The 17,847-nt window shown below is 56.8% G+C and carries 16 protein-coding genes; 7 read left to right on the top strand and 9 right to left on the bottom strand.

The window, feature by feature from the left end; translation table 11 throughout:
• The first annotated feature begins 79 nt into the window (after positions 1–79).
• The 3 genes from acs to actP all read left to right on the top strand — a co-directional run bounded on the left by acs (position 80) and on the right by actP (position 4,128).
• Positions 80–2,038 (top strand): acetate--CoA ligase, encoded by a 1,959-nt coding sequence (gene acs / locus V1603_RS04680; RefSeq protein ID WP_166709804.1) that lies wholly within the window; start codon positions 80–82, stop codon positions 2,036–2,038.
• 129 nt (positions 2,039–2,167) lie between these two features.
• Complete coding sequence (locus V1603_RS04675; RefSeq protein WP_116343854.1) at positions 2,168–2,482, top strand: DUF485 domain-containing protein; 315 nt, start codon at positions 2,168–2,170, stop codon at positions 2,480–2,482.
• A complete protein-coding gene (gene actP, locus V1603_RS04670; RefSeq protein WP_116343853.1) occupies positions 2,479–4,128 on the top strand; it encodes a cation/acetate symporter ActP in 1,650 nt (549 codons plus the stop codon). Before V1603_RS04675 ends, actP begins: the two co-directional genes overlap by 4 nt.
• A gap of 32 nt (positions 4,129–4,160) precedes the next feature.
• Here the strand turns inward: actP and V1603_RS04665 are convergent, their stop codons facing one another.
• Positions 4,161–4,850 carry an LrgB family protein gene (locus V1603_RS04665; protein ID WP_192984308.1) on the bottom strand — a complete coding sequence of 230 codons (690 nt, stop codon included), beginning with the start codon at positions 4,848–4,850 and terminating at the stop codon, positions 4,161–4,163.
• A complete protein-coding gene (locus V1603_RS04660) occupies positions 4,843–5,253 on the bottom strand; it encodes a CidA/LrgA family protein (protein ID WP_116343851.1) in 411 nt (136 codons plus the stop codon). The genes V1603_RS04665 and V1603_RS04660 overlap by 8 nt, the downstream gene beginning before the upstream one ends.
• 102 nt (positions 5,254–5,355) lie before the next feature.
• Between V1603_RS04660 and V1603_RS04655 the strand changes: the two genes are divergently transcribed.
• The gene (locus V1603_RS04655; protein ID WP_395313554.1) at positions 5,356–6,243 is read left to right on the top strand and encodes a LysR family transcriptional regulator; all 888 of its coding nucleotides are present in this window, start codon (positions 5,356–5,358) and stop codon (positions 6,241–6,243) included.
• Between the two features lie 75 nt (positions 6,244–6,318).
• Here V1603_RS04655 and V1603_RS04650 read toward each other — a convergent pair whose 3' ends face one another.
• From V1603_RS04650 to soxR, 4 genes are all read right to left on the bottom strand, one after another.
• Positions 6,319–7,965 (bottom strand): Na+/H+ antiporter, encoded by a 1,647-nt coding sequence (locus V1603_RS04650; RefSeq protein ID WP_116343849.1) that lies wholly within the window; start codon positions 7,963–7,965, stop codon positions 6,319–6,321.
• A 150-nt stretch (positions 7,966–8,115) separates the two neighbouring features.
• Positions 8,116–9,465 carry a guanine/hypoxanthine transporter GhxP gene (ghxP, locus tag V1603_RS04645; protein WP_028015179.1) on the bottom strand — a complete coding sequence of 450 codons (1,350 nt, stop codon included), beginning with the start codon at positions 9,463–9,465 and terminating at the stop codon, positions 8,116–8,118.
• Positions 9,466–9,761: 296 nt separating this feature from the next.
• Positions 9,762–10,433: a glutathione S-transferase family protein gene (locus V1603_RS04640; RefSeq protein WP_116343848.1), complete on the bottom strand. Its 672-nt coding sequence runs from the start codon at positions 10,431–10,433 to the stop codon at positions 9,762–9,764.
• A gap of 366 nt (positions 10,434–10,799) precedes the next feature.
• Positions 10,800–11,258, bottom strand: a complete 459-nt coding sequence (gene soxR / locus V1603_RS04635) for a redox-sensitive transcriptional activator SoxR (RefSeq protein ID WP_023331806.1) — start codon at positions 11,256–11,258, stop codon at positions 10,800–10,802.
• Between the two features lie 98 nt (positions 11,259–11,356).
• Here soxR and soxS point away from each other — a divergent pair, with 98 nt between their 5' ends.
• Complete coding sequence (soxS, locus tag V1603_RS04630) at positions 11,357–11,683, top strand: superoxide response transcriptional regulator SoxS (protein ID WP_008503387.1); 327 nt, start codon at positions 11,357–11,359, stop codon at positions 11,681–11,683.
• 5 nt (positions 11,684–11,688) lie between these two features.
• Here soxS and V1603_RS04625 read toward each other — a convergent pair whose 3' ends face one another.
• Both V1603_RS04625 and V1603_RS04620 read right to left on the bottom strand, forming a co-directional pair.
• Positions 11,689–13,254 carry an EAL domain-containing protein gene (locus tag V1603_RS04625; RefSeq protein ID WP_163330905.1) on the bottom strand — a complete coding sequence of 522 codons (1,566 nt, stop codon included), beginning with the start codon at positions 13,252–13,254 and terminating at the stop codon, positions 11,689–11,691.
• A gap of 339 nt (positions 13,255–13,593) precedes the next feature.
• Positions 13,594–13,845 (bottom strand): hypothetical protein, encoded by a 252-nt coding sequence (locus V1603_RS04620; protein ID WP_131728597.1) that lies wholly within the window; start codon positions 13,843–13,845, stop codon positions 13,594–13,596.
• Between the two features lie 63 nt (positions 13,846–13,908).
• On the opposite strand from V1603_RS04620, the gene V1603_RS04615 reads away from it, so the two are divergent.
• Positions 13,909–14,190 (top strand): YjcB family protein, encoded by a 282-nt coding sequence (locus tag V1603_RS04615; protein WP_048957473.1) that lies wholly within the window; start codon positions 13,909–13,911, stop codon positions 14,188–14,190.
• Positions 14,191–14,249: 59 nt separating this feature from the next.
• Here the strand turns inward: V1603_RS04615 and ssb1 are convergent, their stop codons facing one another.
• Positions 14,250–14,774, bottom strand: coding sequence for a single-stranded DNA-binding protein SSB1 (ssb1, locus tag V1603_RS04610; RefSeq protein WP_395313553.1), 525 nt, complete (start codon positions 14,772–14,774; stop codon positions 14,250–14,252).
• 250 nt (positions 14,775–15,024) lie between these two features.
• Between ssb1 and uvrA the strand changes: the two genes are divergently transcribed.
• Positions 15,025–17,847 carry an excinuclease ABC subunit UvrA gene (gene uvrA, locus V1603_RS04605; protein WP_116343846.1) on the top strand — a complete coding sequence of 941 codons (2,823 nt, stop codon included), beginning with the start codon at positions 15,025–15,027 and terminating at the stop codon, positions 17,845–17,847.

Raw genomic sequence — 17,847 nt, 5'->3', positions numbered from 1 at the left:
AATAAACAAAGCTTGTAAAGCCCCTACTATTAACGTTTTTGCGACATATTATTAACATCTTACAAGGAGAAAAAAAGCCATGAGCCAAATACATAAACACGACATTCCCGCAAACATTGCGGACCGTTGCCTGATCAGCCCGGAGCAGTACCACGAGAAATATCAGCAATCTGTTACCAACCCGGACGCCTTCTGGGGCGAGCAGGGCCACATCCTTGACTGGATCAAACCTTACCAGAAGGTGAAGAACACCTCCTTTGCGCCAGGCAACGTCTCCATTAAATGGTATGAAGATGGCACACTGAACCTGGCGGCGAACTGCCTGGACCGCCATCTTGCCGAACGCGGGAATGAAACCGCCATTATCTGGGAAGGCGACGATGCCTCTCAGAGCAAACACATTACCTATAAAGAACTGCACCGCGACGTCTGCCGCTTCGCCAACGTCCTGCTGGATAAAGGTATCAAAAAGGGAGACGTGGTCGCCATCTACATGCCGATGGTGCCGGAAGCGGCGGTGGCCATGCTGGCCTGCGCGCGCATCGGCGCGATCCACTCCGTTATCTTCGGCGGCTTCTCCCCTGAGGCGGTTGCCGGGCGTATTGTCGACTCAAACTCGAAGCTGGTGATCACCGCCGACGAAGGCGTGCGTGCGGGCCGCGGTATCCCGCTGAAGAAAAACGTCGACGAAGCGCTGAAAAACCCGAACGTCAAAACGGTCAGTAACGTCATCGTCCTTAAGCGTACCGGCGGCAAAATCGACTGGAACGAAGGGCGCGACCTGTGGTGGAGCGACCTGATTGAGAACGCGAGCGACCAGCATCAGCCGGAAGAGATGAACGCAGAAGATCCGCTGTTCATTCTTTATACCTCCGGCTCAACCGGTAAGCCGAAAGGCGTGCTGCACACAACCGGCGGCTATCTGGTCTATGCGGCCACCACCTTCAAATACGTCTTCGACTACCATCCGGGCGACATCTACTGGTGTACCGCAGACGTGGGCTGGGTCACCGGGCACAGCTATCTGCTATACGGCCCGCTGGCATGCGGCGCAACCACGCTGATGTTTGAAGGCGTACCGAACTGGCCGACCCCGGCGCGCATGTGTCAGGTGGTCGATAAGCACCAGGTCAACATTCTCTACACCGCGCCAACGGCCATCCGCGCGTTAATGGCGGAAGGTGATAAAGCCATTGAGGGCACCGACCGTTCTTCATTGCGCATCCTCGGTTCCGTGGGCGAGCCCATCAACCCGGAAGCCTGGGAGTGGTACTGGAAAAAGATCGGCAACGAGAAGTGCCCGGTGATGGACACCTGGTGGCAGACCGAAACCGGCGGCTTCATGATCACCCCGATGCCGGGCGCGACGCAGCTGAAGGCCGGCTCGGCAACCCGTCCGTTCTTCGGCGTGCAGCCTGCGCTGGTGGATAACGAAGGTAATCCGCAGGAAGGGGCCACCGAGGGCAACCTGGTGATCGTCGATTCCTGGCCGGGCCAGGCGCGCACCCTGTTCGGTGACCACGAGCGCTTCGAGCAGACCTACTTCTCGACCTTTAAAAACATGTACTTCAGCGGCGACGGCGCGCGCCGCGACGAAGACGGCTATTACTGGATCACCGGACGCGTGGACGACGTGCTGAACGTCTCCGGCCACCGTCTGGGCACGGCGGAGATTGAATCGGCGCTGGTATCGCATCCGAAGATTGCCGAAGCGGCGGTTGTCGGGATCCCTCACAACATCAAAGGCCAGGCGATTTACGCCTATGTCACCCTGAACCACGGTGAAGAGCCGTCGCCGGAGCTGTACGCCGAAGTGCGCAACTGGGTACGTAAAGAGATTGGCCCGCTGGCCACGCCGGACGTGCTGCACTGGACCGACTCGCTGCCGAAAACCCGTTCCGGCAAAATCATGCGTCGTATCTTGCGCAAAATCGCGGCGGGGGACACCAGCAACCTCGGTGATACCTCAACGCTCGCGGATCCTGGCGTGGTGGAAAAACTGCTCGAAGAGAAGCAGGCCATCGCGATGCCTTCCTAGTGTTTTCTCCCTCTCCTCGTGGGAGAGGGCCGGGGTGAGGGCATCAGACCGCACCTTCCTACCCTAACCCTCTCCCCATAGGGGAGAGGGGATAAAAACAAACCAACCTTACCTTTGGAGAACTCTGTGATGAATAACGATATTTGTCAGCAGATAGAGAATAGTGCGCACTACAGGGAGCTCGTCGATAAGCGGCAACGGTTTGCCTTCATTCTTTCCATCATCATGCTGGTTATCTACGTCGGCTTTATTATGCTGATCGCCTTTGCGCCGCACTGGCTGGGCACCCCGCTGCATGAGGGTACCAGCGTCACACGCGGCATTCCGATTGGCATTGGCGTGATTGTGATTTCATTCTTGCTCACGGGCGTGTACGTCTGGCGCGCCAACGGTGAATTCGATCGTCTCAATAAAGCGGTACTGCAAGAGGTAAAAGCATCATGAAGCGAGTTCTGACGGCGCTCGCCGCCACACTTCCCTTTGCTGCCGATGCGGCAGATGCCATTACCGGTGAGGTACAGCGCCAGCCAACCAACTGGCAGGCGATTGTGATGTTCCTGATTTTCGTGGTGCTGACGCTGTACATTACGTACTGGGCGTCGAAACGCGTGCGCTCCCGTAATGATTACTACACCGCGGGCGGCAACATTACCGGCTTCCAGAACGGGCTGGCGATTGCGGGTGATTTTATGTCTGCCGCCTCGTTCCTTGGGATCTCCGCGCTGGTCTACACCTCCGGCTATGACGGGTTGATCTACTCCCTCGGCTTCCTCGTCGGCTGGCCGATCATTCTGTTCCTGATTGCCGAGCGCCTGCGTAACCTCGGTCGCTATACCTTTGCCGACGTGGCCTCATACCGCCTGAAACAGGGCCCTATCCGCATGCTCTCAGCCTGCGGCTCGCTGGTGGTCGTGGCCCTTTACCTGATTGCCCAGATGGTGGGGGCAGGCAAGCTGATCGAGCTGCTGTTCGGCCTGAACTACCACGTCGCAGTGGTGCTGGTGGGCGTCCTGATGGTGATGTACGTCCTGTTCGGCGGCATGCTGGCAACCACCTGGGTGCAGATCATCAAAGCCGTGCTGCTGCTGTTCGGCGCCAGCTTTATGGCCTTTATGGTGATGAAGCACGTCGGCTTTAGTTTCAATAATCTGTTTACCGAAGCGATGGCGGTCCACCCGAAAGGGGAAGCGATCATGAGCCCTGGCGGGCTGGTGAAAGACCCGATCTCCGCGCTCTCTCTCGGTCTCGGGCTGATGTTCGGTACCGCTGGCCTGCCGCATATCCTGATGCGCTTCTTTACCGTGAGCGATGCGCGTGAAGCGCGCAAGAGCGTCTTCTACGCCACCGGCTTTATGGGTTACTTCTACATCCTGACCTTTATCATCGGCTTCGGCGCAATCATGCTGGTGGGGGCGAACCCGGCGTTTAAAGACGCGGCGGGCGCGCTGATCGGCGGTAACAACATGGCGGCGGTGCATCTGGCCGACGCGGTGGGCGGCAACCTGTTCCTCGGCTTTATCTCCGCCGTGGCCTTCGCCACCATTCTTGCGGTGGTGGCAGGGCTGACGCTGGCGGGCGCGTCTGCGGTATCGCACGATCTCTACGCCAACGTCTTCCGCAAAGGCGCGAGCGAGCGCGATGAGCTGAAGGTCTCTAAGATCACCGTGCTGGTGCTGGGCGTGGTCGCCATTCTGCTGGGGATTTTGTTCGAGAAGCAGAATATCGCGTTTATGGTGGGGCTGGCCTTCTCGATTGCCGCAAGCTGTAACTTCCCGATCATCCTGCTCTCCATGTACTGGTCAAAACTGACCACCCGTGGGGCGATGATTGGCGGCTGGCTGGGCCTGCTGACGGCGGTGATCCTGATGATTCTGGGCCCGACAATCTGGGTGCAGATCCTCGGTCACGAAAGCGCTATCTTCCCGTACGAGTACCCGGCGCTGTTCTCCATTGCCGTGGCGTTTATCGGTATCTGGGTCTTCTCGGCTACCGACAACTCGCCGGAGGGTAACCTGGAGCGTGAGAAATTCCGCGCCCAGTTTATCCGTTCACAGACCGGCCTGGGCGTTGAGCAGGGCCGCGCTCACTAAGCCTTTCTCCCCGGCCGCTCTGGCCGGGGAGTTCAAAACATCACCCACGCCACCAGCGGCGCAATCAGCACCATCGTCACGCCCGAGAGCATCATCACCAGGCTTGCGACAACCCCCTCCTGCTGACCGAGTTCATACGAACGCGCCGTCCCCGCGCCGTGCGACGCCGCGCCAAATCCTGCCCCCTTCGCCATGCCTTCCCGGATAGAGAGCCGCAGGAACAGCACATCCCCCACCGCCATACCAAAGACGCCCGTGACCACCACAAACAGCGCCACCAGATCCGGCTGCCCGCCGAGCGGTTTAGCCGCTGCCAGCGCAAACGGCGTCGTGACCGATCGCACGGCCAGGCTGCGCTGAATTTCATCAGGCAGGGTAAACAGCCGCGCCAGCCAGACCGAGCTGCACACCGCCACCACCGTCGCGGTAATGACGCCCGCGCTGAGCGACATCCAGTGGCGTTTAATAATCTTCAGGTTGTCATAGACAGGGACGGCAAAGGCGATGGTCGCCGGGCCGAGCAGCCACAGCAGCCAGTGGGACTCACCAATGTAGTTCTGCCAGGAGATATGGCCGAATACCAGCATCAGCACCAGCAGGATGGGCGTGAAGACCAGCGGCATCAGCGGCAGCGCGCGGAAGCGGCGGTACAGGCGCTTGTTGGCAAAGTAGATGAAGACTGTCGCAATCAGGCACAGCACGCTTATCTGAAAGTTAGTCATGCTTCTGCCTGCTGATTTCAAACCGATACACGTTATCCACCACCCAGGCGGTAGCGCCCAACACCATCAGCGTGCTCAGGGCGATAACCGCGAAGATGCGCCAGCCGTCGACCATCAGCAGCTGCGCATAGTTCACCACGGCTACCACGGCCGGAACGAAGAACAGCAGCATCTCCGCCAGCAGCCAGCGCGCGCCGGCCCGCACCCAGCTAAGGGGTAACGCACGTGAAAGGATCAGCGTCAGCATCAGCACCATCCCCACCAGGTTGGCGGGTAAAGGCAGGTGCAGCCAGTCAACAAGATATTCCGCAAAAACAAACAGTCCCGCGTAGAGCAGTACCTGAACCGGTACCTGGAGTCGTTGCACAACGGCAGGCGTAACACGGCTTAACGCCACGGCCATGGGGGTTTTCCTCAGAAATGAGACGAGGCGCCAGTATAGTGAGCGTACGTCATCGACTGAAATGAATTAAAATCATCGAAGGTATAGTTTCGAGGAATAATCATGGACATAAGAACGCTGCGCTATTTTGTCGAGGTGGTTCGCCAGCAAAGTTTTACCCGCGCAGCGGAGAAGTTGTTCGTTACCCAGCCGACCATCAGCAAGATGCTGAAAAACCTCGAAGATGAGCTGAACTGTACCCTGCTGATCCGCGATGGGCGCAAGCTACTGCTGACCGATACCGGACGCGTGGTGTTCGAGCGCGGGCAGGCGATCCTGGGGGAGTTCCGCCAGCTTGAGGCCGAGCTTGCGGACATCAACCACCTGACTAAAGGTCTGTTACGTCTCGGCATTCCGCCAATGGTCGGCATGATGATGGCCGGGCCGATTAGCCTGTTCCGCCAGCGCTACCCCGGCGTTGAGCTTAAAATTTCTGAATTTGGCGGCCTGACCGTGCAGCAGGCGGTGATCAACGGCGAGCTGGACGTGGCGATGACGGCACTTCCCGTGGAGGAGGAGAGTGGTCTGGCGACGCTCCCGCTCTTTAGCCACCCGCTGTGCGTGCTGGTGCCCCGCTCCGGCGACTGGCTAACGATAGACTCAGTGAAGCCCGAGCTGCTTGGCGAGCATCCCCTGCTGATCTACAACGAAGACTTCGCCTTAAGCCGCCAGCTGATGACCCTGTTTAACCACCATAACGTGAAACCGCGCATTGCGGTGCGCAGCGGCCAGTGGGATTTCCTGGCGGCGATGGTGCAGGCGGGCGTGGGGATTGCCATTCTGCCGCAGCCGATCTGCGAGCGGCTGGATAAAAACACGCTGCGCTGGATCCCGCTGGAGAGCGATCTCCACTGGCAGTTAGGGATGATTTGGCGTGAAGGGGTGTATTTGTCGCACAGCGCGCAGGCGTGGTTGCAATGTTGTGAGGGGTTTTGGGTCCCCTCACCCTAACCCTCTCCCACAGGGAGAGGGAACCGATCGAGCACGTAGGCCCGGTAAGCGCAGCGCCACCGGGCAATTACAGCGCTACTGATTCTCTATCAACAGCGCTTCCAGCAGGTCCAGATCGTGCAACAATTTTTGCAGCGTTTCGTTGCTGATCTGGCGCGTGGCGCGCAGGTGATACAGCTCGGCGCGCTCGGAGCGCAGCGCCGCCAGGCGGAACCGACGCTCCAGGTTCTCCTCCTGCAGCGAGCTTTCCACGTCGTTACGCCCGTCGGCGCGGCGGCGCAGGTTACCTATCACCCGCGAGCTGACTTCCTTCAGCAGCTGGTTATCAATGTTCTCTTCGGCGTCGGCGGCCAGACGCTCCTCCATCTTCTCAATGGCTACAATCGCCACTTCCGCCGTGGCCGCGCGGGCAATCCGCTCCTCTTTGTGCTGTTGGGTCGAGTCACCGGCATCAATGTGCTGGAGTAAAATCGGCAGCATAATCACGCCGACAAACAGCGAGAAGAGGATCACGCCCGCCGCCAGGAACACCAGCTCGTAGCGCGCCGGGAAGACGTCCCCCGTTGGCAGCAGCAGCGGAATAGAGAGCACACCAGCGAGGGTAATCGCCCCGCGGACGCCCGCGAAGGAGGCAATCAGCAGCTCGCGCGTGGTCCAGGAGCCGAACTCCATCGGCTTTTTCGTCAGGAAACGCACGCTGAATCTTTTCATCGTCCAGAGCCAGCCGAAACGCACCAGCATCAGCGCCATGTAGATCAGCACGATATCGGTAAACAGCATCCAGACTTCAACGTTCGGATCGGCCTCTGCTGCGATGAGCGAGGACTCCATAATGCCCGGCAGCTGCAGGCCCAATAGCAGGAATACCATGCCGTTGAACACAAATTCCAGCATTGCCCAGGTGCTGTTGGCGCGCAGGCGCATCGCCAGCGGCGCGCGGCGCATTACGCCGGAGCGGGTGATGGTCATCCCCGCCGCCACTGCCGCCAGAATGCCCGATACGCCGATATGTTCGGCAATCAGATAAGAGGCAAACGGCAGCAGGAACAGCAGCACGATCTGCGTAGCCGGTTCATCGCCGCCCCAGCGGCTGAGGAAGCGTAGCGAGCGGCCATACAGCCAGCTCACCACAAAGCCTGCGAGGATACCGCCAATCGCCACCTTGAAGAATTCCAGGGTCGCACCACCCACGGTAAAGACCATCGTTCCCATGGCAACTGCCACGGCAAACTTCAGGGCGACCAGGCCGGAGGCGTCGTTCATCAGCGCCTCCCCCTGTAAAATGCCCATGATTTTCTTCGGAATGCGGCCTTCGCCCACAATGCCGGAAAGCGCTACGGCATCGGTTGGCGACAGCACGGCGGCCAGCGCAAAGGCGGGAATTAACGGGATACCCGGTACGGTCCAGTAGATCAGGAAACCAATCCCGACGACGGTGACCACCACCAGCGCCAGCGCCAGGCCGAGGATCTCTCGTCCATGCTCAAGAAATTCGCGCGTGGGGGTTTTCCAGCCATCGGCAAACAGCAGCGGCGGGATAAACAGCACGAGGAACAGTTCCGGATCGAACTCCACGTGCAGACCGAACGTCGGCCACGCCAGCAGCGCACCGATAGCTATTTGCATTAAAGGCAGGGGGACCTGGAAGGGCAGTACGCGTGTAACCACCCCGGATAACGAGACCACAAGGGTCATGATGAGTATTGTGAAGAAGATTTCCATGCGTTCCCTGTTTGCTGTGTTACTTATGTACTACGGAAGGCGTCGTGCCTTTTATTCTATCTTCCCCAGAGTAACGCAAAAGGCAACGGGATGAGTCCTGAAAATAAAAACGGGCGGCCTGAGCCACCCGTTTTCGCATCAATGGATAACTCAGATTGCCCAGCCGCCCGCGTAGAACGCCACCAGCGCAACGGCGATCACCACGGTGCCGATGTTCAACTTACGCCATTCACCGGAAACCAGACGGCCAATCACCAGTGAGGCGAAACCGATCATGATGCCGGTCACGATGTTACAGGTCAGGACGATAAACACTGCGGTAATCAGGCCGGACATCGCATCCACGAAGTCCGCAAAGTCGATTTTCGCCACGTTGCTCAGCATCAGCAGGCCGACGTACATCAGCGCTGGCGCGGTCGCGTAGGCCGGAACCAGGTAAGAGAGCGGAGAGAGGAACAGGATCAGCAGGAACAGCACGCCGACGGTGATCGCCGTCAGGCCGGTTTTACCGCCTGCTGCCGTACCCGCTGCAGATTCGATGTACACCGCCGCAGGTGCCGCGCCGACCAGACCAGAGAAGACGCTGCTCAGGGAGTCGGTGGTTAGCGCTTTGCCGCCATCGATAATCTGGCCGTCTTTATCCAGCAGGTTGGCCTGACCGGCCACCGCGCGTATGGTACCGGTCGCGTCAAATACCGCGGTCATCACCAGCGCCAGCACGCTTGGCAGGATCACCGGGTTCAGCGCGCCCACGATATCCAGGCTGCCGATCAGGGAGTTGCCTTTGTCATCGCTCAGCGACGGCATTGCGAAAATACCGGAGAAGTGGACGGTCGGATCGAAAATCAGGCCGACGATGGAAATGCCGATAATGGTCAGCAGGATGCCGCCCGGTACCTTCAGTTTCTCCAGGCCGATAATCACCGCCAGACCGATCAGCGACATAATGACCGGGAAGCTCGCAAAATGACCCAGCGCCACCGGCAGGCCGTCCAGTGGGTTCTTGATCACCAGGCCAACACCGTTGGCGGCGATCAGCAGCAGGAACAGGCCGATACCGATTCCGGTGCCGTGCGCCACGCCCTGCGGCAGGTTGCGCAAAATCCAGCTACGGATGCCGGTGGCGGAAATGACGGTAAACAGTACGCCCATCAGGAATACGGCGCCGAGGGCAACCGGTACGCTGATCTGCTGGCCCAGCACCAGGCTGAATGCGGTAAAGGCGGTCAGAGAGATGGCGCAACCAATCGCCAGCGGCAGGTTCGCCCACAACCCCATGACGATGGAACCCACGCCAGCCACCAGGCAGGTGGCGACGAAGACAGCCGCTGGCGGGAAGCCCGCTTTGCCCAGCATGCCCGGTACCACGATAACGGAGTAAACCATCGCCAGAAACGTTGTCAGACCGGCAACAACTTCCTGACGCACGGTGCTGCCGCGAGCCGAAATTTTAAACATGGCGTCAAGTGAACCGCCGGTACGCGCAGATGGCGTAGACATAGAAACATCCCCTGAGAGTTTTTATAGAACGTCCATAAGCGTGGTGGAGACACCGCTGCCAGCTAAAACGTCAAATCCGTGTGTTGCGTTTGCGACGAAAGGGCGTCACAAAAAAAGCAAACGTTTAGCTCCGCGCTTATAAAACGGGTGGTCAAATTAAGGCAAACGATTATCCAGCCTAATCCACGCCCTTTTCAACTGAACTTTGTCGATTTTCGCTAAAATTCACTTATGACGATGAAGAAATATACAGAGGATGCGCAAACGTTATCGTCTATGCGCAATTTATTTACATCTCAATCCTCGCCCGGGATAGATAACGGGCCACCTTGTTGCAGAGTTCTTTGCCAGCCAGGGCTGCTTTCCACCTTTTGCTTCCATGCCTGAATATGCGGCAGATTATCAATGCCGCCGCGCGCCAGCAGGGCAAAGAGTGGAAAGCTCATCTGAATGTCGGCCATACTGAACGCTTCTCCGGCAAACCAGCTGTTTTTAGCAAGATGTGAGTCAATAAAGCGCGCATGGGTTTCCAGCTGGGGGTTGAGATATGCTTTCTGCACCCCCTGCCCCAGCGCCTTGCCCAGAGTTCGGATGCCAAACGGCACGGGCGGCTTGCCGAGGCTGCTGAAGACCAGCTTCATTAACAGCAGCGGCATCAGCGACCCTTCCGCGTAATGCAGCCAGAAGCGATATTGCACCTTGTGCGCGGGGTCCAAAGGTTTCAGCCGCGATTCGGCATCATAGGTTTCCTGCAGATACTCCAGAATGGCGCCTGACTCCGCAAGGATCAGCCCGTTATCTTCAATGACCGGGGATTTGCCCAACGGATGCACCTTTTTGAGGGACTCGGGTGCCAGCATGTTCTTTTCGCGCTGGTAGTGAACTATTTCATAAGGCAGGGCGAGTTCTTCCAGCGCCCAGATCACGCGGTGCGAGCGCGACTGGTTCAGGTGATGTACCGTGAGCATGATTTTCTCCTGTTATTCATACTTTTTAACTATAGAAAATCGAACAACACCGCGAAAAAATTTCGTCTAAAAAACGGCTCGCGTGGCTGGCGAAAAAACGGGTCTTGCATAGAATTAAAGTGTCAGCACAATCCGGAACCTCCCCAACCAGCTCGACACGAGGGGTGCTGATGTCGGGGGAAACCCTCCCGTGAACCAGCGGGATAGAGAGAAAGACAAAGACCGGGAAAAACTAAAGCGCCCTTTGTGGCGCTTTAGTTCTTTATGATGCTTTTTGCCGGGTGGCGCTTCGCTTACCCGGCCTACGTTCTCGGTTTTGTAGGCCGGGAAGGCGAAGCCGCCACCCGGCAAACAGGCCGCACGGACTCAATCCTCCTCCAGCAACCGTGCCCCCGTCCCCTGCTCGCCCAGCCTGTCGCCGGGGTTACGCAGCGGGCAGTCGCTACGGGACAGGCAGCCGCAGCCGATGCAGCCGTCCAGCTCGTCACGCAGCGCGACCAGCGTGTGGATACGTCTGTCCAGCTCTTCACGCCACTGGGACGAAAGTTCTTTCCACTCTTTCGGGCTAAGCGTATGCCCTTCCGGCAACACGCCAAATGCCTCACCGATCGTCGCCAGGGGTATGCCGATGCGTTGCGCAATTTTGATAATCGCCACGTAACGAAGCACGTCGCGGGTATAGCGGCGCTGGTTTCCGCCGTTACGGATGCTTTTAATTAACCCTTTGCTTTCATAGAAGTGGAGCGCCGATACCGCAACGCCGCTTCGCTTTGCCACTTCGCCGGGGGTTAAAAGCGCTTTAATACGCGGCAATCTCTTTTCCATAAAACCTCTTTACCTCAAGTTAACTTGAGGAATTATACTCCCCCGCAGAGAAAACGACGAATCAACCGAGAAAGTTGTATCTACAGAGGGGCAACCTTATGTCGCATCAGCAGATTATTCAGACACTTATTGAATGGATTGACGATCATATCGACCAACCGTTGAACATTGATGTGGTCGCTAAAAAGTCGGGCTATTCGAAATGGTATTTACAGAGGATGTTCCGCACGGTCATGCACCAGACGCTGGGTGAGTACATTCGTCAGCGCAGGCTGCTGCTGGCGGCGCAGGCGTTACGCTCAACGCAGCGGCCGATTTTTGATATCGCGATGGATCTTGGCTATGTGTCGCAACAAACCTTTTCCCGCGTGTTTCGCCGCGAGTTTGACCGTACGCCAAGCGATTACCGCCACCAGTTGAATTAATCCCGTCATTGCAAAGGTTGCTGCTGCCAGGTCATAAATTCCTGGGGCGGCATCGCTTTCGCGAAGTGCCATCCCTGACAGAACTGAACGCCGCGCTTCAACAACCAGCTCACCTGCTCAGCCGTCTCAACCCCTTCGGCAATGGTTTTAAGCCGCAGGCTTTGCGCCATCTCGATAATATGCTCGGCGATCAGGTGGCTGGTACTGTTGGTGGTTAAGGTGTCGATAAACGATTTGTCGATTTTCAAAATATCGACGTTCAGCGAGTAGAGGTTGTGCAGGTTGGAGTAACCGGTTCCGAAATCATCGATCGCCACTTCATAGCCCGCCTGACGGAAGGCCTGAATCACCGGCGTGGTTTTTGGGACATCGATAAAACCGCGTTCCGTCACTTCAATTTTAATTTGCTGGGCGCGTACGGCGTAGTGCCGGGCCTTGTCAGAAATCATGGCGATCAGCCGCGAAGAGTGGAAGTCCGTGGCCGACAGGTTAATCGAAATATAGAGATGCGGATGCGCCGCCAGGAAATTGCCCAGATCGCTGAACACCTCCTCAACAACATAATCCGTAATTCGCTCGCTCATTCCCTCTTTTTCAGCCAGCGGAATAAATTCAGCCGGGCTCATCACCTGCCCGTTGAAACCAGGCCAGCGCAACAGCGCCTCTGCCCCCACGCACTGGTTATTCTTGATATCAATAATCGGCTGATAGTGCAGACAAAGCTGACGTTTGTTCAGCGCCCGGTGCAGTAGCCGCCCCGGCGAATTAAGCTCACGATGGGTACGGGACCACACCAGCAAAATAATAATGCTGCAGATCATTCCCAGCGGCAGCGTCAACGTCGCCTGGTGATAGAGCGTTTCATAAAAACGTTTATCTGACGTCGACACGATAGCGGCAATAGGCCGTTTTGGCGATTTCACGACGGTATAGAAACGGTTATCTTTTTGAAATACCGATTCCTTATCCTGAATCATCGAATTTAATAAAGTCGCATTGGCTTTCTGACTGACGGAAAAGAAGGCATTGGTTACCGTATCGTATACCCCCCATGCGAGGGAATGATCGGTAGACATCACTTCACTGTAAGAAAGCGGATTGACCACCACGACATAATTTCCGCGCTGCATATATGTCATTTTATAGCCAGTATAAAATGGCGTATCGCGAAAATAATAGATCGCAACGTCAGGTTTACGCGTGTAATTAGCAACCGGAATGACATAGGGTTGATCCGGTGTAAAAACGGTCGAACAAAGAAAATTCTGACCTTCAGCATAAATTAAATCGGCGACAAACAGGCGGCCACGAACAACGTTCAACATATATTGACGATGTTCCGGCGTACAACGTTCACCCTGATATTTTTCTGCCTCGTCCCTGGCCAGGTCAACTTGTTGAATTACCAGTTCTGTTTTGTCTAAAGCCAGTTCAGCAAATGTACGTAGCTGAGCGCTCGTTTCCGACTCGGCTCTCAGCTGGGCAAACCATAGAGCAAGCATCACCGGCAGCATAACTACCATGATGATTCCTACCACCCTGAGTATTTTGCGCCGCGCGCTACGATTCATTTCCCGCCCTATATCCCTGCATGTTGTACGCCTGTAGTAATGAAGGCCGGATGCTTTGTTAAACAGGTGATTACGTTGCATGAATCATGCGAAGTTAGCAACTGACTTTTAGTATTAAAAATCTTAAATTTCGTTATGACGATAATATTTTCCCGTAAGCTAAACTGTAAGTATTCGTTCCGTTTCAATTAAGGAAAATAATTATCCACCACGCCTGGGTGGTTTTGAGAGAACACCACAGAGGATCGCTGATTAAGCCAAACTTCTGGCGGCATGAAAAAAGCACAACGCCAACGTGACGTTTTATCCTATTTATGCGGGTGTATTTTGTTCGTTGATTTATAAATAATCAGACATCATCACAATATTATCAGAAAATAATGCTTCTCCTAAAAACGGCACGGCTGGACGTCTCTTTGCCTCCAGATGCTCTTCCCCGCTTGCCCGGCGGGCATTACCCCGCACGTTGTGGGTCCGCATCCCTTTGTACGAAGGCAGTCCCGTACCGCACACTCTTTTTCCGGCTAATAAAATCCCCTTTTTGGCTACGCAGACACTGGCGAATAAATCAACAAATGTGATATAGTTCACACATATTGTGTAACGAGAAACACTGTTTCATTCAGTTCGTCTGTTTTGTAGAGGATGGGTTTTATGGCAACCATTACTACCAGCATGGTTCTCCTGCGCTGGCCCTTGTTGAGTGCGTTTTTGATGTTTTTAGCCAGCACGCTGAACATTCAGTTTCGTAAATCCGACTACGCGGGTCTTGCCGTCATCAGTACCCTGCTAGGGCTTGGCGCGGCTTGCTGGTTCGCAACGGGCCTGCTGGGCATCACCCTGCTGGATATGGCCGCCGTCTGGGAAAATATTAAAGTAGTGATGGTTGAGGCGATGAGCCACACGCCACCAGACTGGCCGATGGTCATTACCTGATCCCTTCAGCAATAAAAAACCCAGAAGATGTCTGGGTTTTTTGTTTTAGCATCCGTTGTTCAGAACGGGATGTCGTCGTCGAAGTCCATTGGCGGTTCGTTAGACGGGGCAGGAGCAGACTGCTGCTGCGGACGAGACTGCGCGCCGCCGCTGAACTGGTTGCCGCCCTGTGGCTGCTGAGGCTGACCCCAACCGCCCTGCTGCTGGCCGCCACCGACTGGTGCGCCGCCGCCCTGACGGCCACCCAGCATCTGCATGGTGCCGCCAACGTTCACCACCACTTCCGTGGTGTACTTCTCAGCGCCGGACTGATCGGTCCATTTGCGGGTACGCAACTGGCCTTCGATATAGACCTGAGAACCTTTACGCAGATACTCACCGGCTACTTCTGCCAGTTTGCCAAACAGCACAACGCGGTGCCATTCGGTCTGCTCTTTCATTTCACCGGTCGCTTTATCACGCCAGGATTCGGAAGTAGCCAGCGTAATGTTGGCAACTGCGCCACCACTCGGCATGTAGCGTACTTCCGGGTCCTGGCCCAGATTACCGACGAGAATCACCTTGTTTACGCCTCTGCTGGCCATGTTCGTGTCTCCTGAATACGTTTCTTAATAGTGTAAACGCGCGAGTGTACCATTTCCATGCTGCACTTTGATAGTTGCGTAGCACGTTCCAGAGTTCTCTCGCCACTCGACATTGTTACACAGCGAATCAGAAAATGCATTCCAACACTGTATATTCAAACAGGTTAAATTGTGTCATAATTAGCCGTTTCTGACAGCCGTTTGTCCTTCAAACAAACCAGGCAATCCGTGTTCCAACCGGGAAAGGTGAATGGATAAGATCGAAGTTCGGGGCGCCCGCACCCACAATCTCAAGAATATCAACCTCATAATCCCTCGCGACAAACTCATCGTCGTGACCGGGCTTTCGGGGTCTGGCAAATCCTCACTGGCCTTCGACACTTTGTATGCCGAAGGACAGCGTCGTTACGTTGAATCACTCTCTGCGTACGCGCGTCAGTTCCTGTCGCTGATGGAAAAACCGGATGTCGATCATATTGAAGGGTTATCGCCTGCTATCTCCATTGAGCAGAAGTCGACCTCGCATAACCCGCGTTCAACGGTCGGTACCATCACTGAAATTCACGACTACCTGCGTCTGCTGTATGCCCGCGTGGGTGAGCCGCGCTGCCCGGACCACGACGTCCCGCTGGCGGCACAGACCGTGAGCCAGATGGTCGACAACGTGCTGTCGCAGCCGGAAGGCAAACGCCTGATGCTGCTGGCGCCTATCATTAAAGAGCGAAAAGGCGAACACACTAAAACGCTGGAAAACCTGGCAAGCCAGGGCTATATCCGCGCCCGCATCGACGGCGAGGTGTGTGACCTGTCGGATCCGCCAAAGCTGGAGCTGCAGAAGAAGCACACCATTGAGGTGGTGATTGACCGCTTTAAGGTGCGTGACGATCTCGCCACGCGTCTGGCGGAATCTTTCGAAACGGCGCTGGAACTCTCTGGCGGCACGGCCGTGGTCTCCGACATGGACGACCCGAAAGCGGAAGAGCTGCTCTTCTCCGCCAACTTCGCCTGCCCGATTTGCGGCTACAGCATGCGCGAGCTGGAACCGCGCCTGTTCTCGTTCAACAACCCGGCGGGCGCGTGCCCGACCTGTGACGGCCTGGGCGTACAGCAGTATTTTGATCCGGACCGCGTGATCCAGAACCCGGAGCTATCCCTGGCGGGCGGCGCTATTCGTGGCTGGGACAAGCGTAACTTTTACTACTTCCAGATGCTGAAGTCGCTGGCGGAGCACTACAAGTTCGACGTTGAAGCCCCGTGGGCAAGCCTGAGCCCGAACGTACACAAAGTGATCCTGTTCGGTTCCGGCAAAGAGAACATCGAGTTCAAATATATGAACGACCGTGGCGACACCTCCGTGCGTCGTCACCCGTTCGAAGGGGTGCTGCACAATATGGAGCGCCGCTACAAAGAGACCGAATCCAGCGCGGTGCGCGAAGAGCTGGCGAAGTTCATCAGCAACCGCTCCTGCGCCACCTGCGAGGGCACGCGTCTGCGTCGCGAAGCGCGCCACGTATTTGTTGAAAATACGGCGCTGCCGACCATCTCAGACATGAGCATCGGCCACGCGATGGACTTCTTCAACAACCTGAAGCTCTCCGGCCAGCGCGCAAAAATCGCCGAAAAAGTGCTGAAAGAGATCGGCGATCGCCTGAAGTTTCTGGTGAACGTTGGCCTGAACTACCTGACGCTTTCCCGCTCGGCAGAAACGCTCTCCGGCGGTGAAGCCCAGCGTATCCGTCTGGCGAGCCAGATTGGCGCGGGCTTAGTGGGCGTGATGTACGTACTGGATGAACCGTCCATCGGCCTGCACCAGCGCGACAACGAACGCCTGCTCGGGACGCTGGTCCACCTGCGCAATCTCGGCAACACGGTAATCGTGGTCGAGCACGACGAAGATGCGATCCGCGCGGCTGACCATGTGATCGATATCGGTCCTGGCGCGGGCGTACACGGCGGCCAGGTGGTCGCAGAAGGGACGCTGAAAGATATCATGGCGGTGCCCGAGTCGCTGACCGGCCAGTACATGAGCGGCAAGCGCAAGATTGAAGTGCCGAAACAGCGCGTCGCGGCGAACCCGGAAAAAGTGCTTAAGCTCACCGGGGCGCGCGGCAACAACCTGAAGGACGTCACCCTGACGCTGCCAGTTGGCCTGTTTACCTGCATTACCGGCGTGTCCGGTTCCGGTAAATCGACGCTGATCAACGATACGCTGTTCCCGATTGCGCAGACGGCGCTGAACGGCGCGACGCTCGCCGAACCTGCGCCGTATCGCGACATTCAGGGACTGGAACATTTCGACAAGGTTATCGACATCGACCAGAGCCCGATTGGCCGTACGCCGCGTTCCAACCCGGCAACCTATACCGGCGTCTTCACGCCTGTACGTGAACTCTTCGCCGGCGTACCGGAAGCGCGTTCGCGCGGTTATACCCCTGGACGTTTCAGCTTTAACGTGCGCGGCGGCCGCTGTGAAGCGTGTCAGGGCGACGGCGTGATCAAGGTTGAGATGCACTTCCTGCCGGATATCTACGTGCCGTGCGACCAGTGCAAAGGCAAGCGCTATAATCGCGAAACGCTGGAGATTAAGTACAAAGGCAAGACCATCCACGAAGTGCTGGACATGACCATCGAGGAGGCGCGCGAGTTCTTTGACGCCGTCCCTGCGCTGGCGCGTAAGCTGCAGACGCTGATGGACGTAGGGTTGACCTATATTCGTCTGGGGCAGTCCGCCACCACGCTGTCAGGCGGTGAAGCCCAGCGCGTGAAGCTGGCGCGCGAGCTCTCCAAACGCGGTACAGGCCAGACGCTGTACATTCTGGACGAGCCGACCACTGGCCTGCACTTTGCCGATATCCAGCAGCTGCTGGAGGTTCTGCATCAGCTGCGCGATCAGGGCAACACGATTGTGGTTATCGAACATAACCTGGACGTGATTAAAACCGCGGACTGGATTGTCGATCTTGGCCCGGAAGGCGGCAGCGGCGGCGGTGAAATCCTCGTCTCCGGTACGCCAGAGACCGTTGCAGAGTGCGAAGCCTCGCACACCGCGCGCTTCCTTAAACCGTTGCTGTAA

It is taken from the genome of Enterobacter sp. ECC-219 (assembly GCF_043966805.1).
GTDB lineage: Bacteria > Pseudomonadota > Gammaproteobacteria > Enterobacterales > Enterobacteriaceae > Enterobacter > Enterobacter cloacae_N.
This window is presented reverse-complemented; position numbering and strand designations above follow the sequence as displayed.

Excerpts from the sequence above, each read along its gene's own strand:
- acs (WP_166709804.1), top strand. The coding sequence starts at position 80 with ATGAGCCAAATACATAAACACGACATTCCCGCAAACATTGCGGACCGT.
- V1603_RS04675 (WP_116343854.1), top strand. The coding sequence starts at position 2,168 with ATGAATAACGATATTTGTCAGCAGATAGAGAATAGTGCGCACTACAGG.
- actP (WP_116343853.1), top strand. The coding sequence starts at position 2,479 with ATGAAGCGAGTTCTGACGGCGCTCGCCGCCACACTTCCCTTTGCTGCC.
- V1603_RS04665 (WP_192984308.1), bottom strand. The coding sequence starts at position 4,850 with ATGACTAACTTTCAGATAAGCGTGCTGTGCCTGATTGCGACAGTCTTC.
- V1603_RS04660 (WP_116343851.1), bottom strand. The coding sequence starts at position 5,253 with ATGGCCGTGGCGTTAAGCCGTGTTACGCCTGCCGTTGTGCAACGACTC.
- V1603_RS04655 (WP_395313554.1), top strand. The coding sequence starts at position 5,356 with ATGGACATAAGAACGCTGCGCTATTTTGTCGAGGTGGTTCGCCAGCAA.
- V1603_RS04650 (WP_116343849.1), bottom strand. The coding sequence starts at position 7,965 with ATGGAAATCTTCTTCACAATACTCATCATGACCCTTGTGGTCTCGTTA.
- ghxP (WP_028015179.1), bottom strand. The coding sequence starts at position 9,465 with ATGTCTACGCCATCTGCGCGTACCGGCGGTTCACTTGACGCCATGTTT.
- V1603_RS04640 (WP_116343848.1), bottom strand. The coding sequence starts at position 10,433 with ATGCTCACGGTACATCACCTGAACCAGTCGCGCTCGCACCGCGTGATC.
- soxR (WP_023331806.1), bottom strand. The coding sequence starts at position 11,258 with ATGGAAAAGAGATTGCCGCGTATTAAAGCGCTTTTAACCCCCGGCGAA.
- soxS (WP_008503387.1), top strand. The coding sequence starts at position 11,357 with ATGTCGCATCAGCAGATTATTCAGACACTTATTGAATGGATTGACGAT.
- V1603_RS04625 (WP_163330905.1), bottom strand. The coding sequence starts at position 13,254 with ATGAATCGTAGCGCGCGGCGCAAAATACTCAGGGTGGTAGGAATCATC.
- V1603_RS04615 (WP_048957473.1), top strand. The coding sequence starts at position 13,909 with ATGGCAACCATTACTACCAGCATGGTTCTCCTGCGCTGGCCCTTGTTG.
- ssb1 (WP_395313553.1), bottom strand. The coding sequence starts at position 14,774 with ATGGCCAGCAGAGGCGTAAACAAGGTGATTCTCGTCGGTAATCTGGGC.
- uvrA (WP_116343846.1), top strand. The coding sequence starts at position 15,025 with ATGGATAAGATCGAAGTTCGGGGCGCCCGCACCCACAATCTCAAGAAT.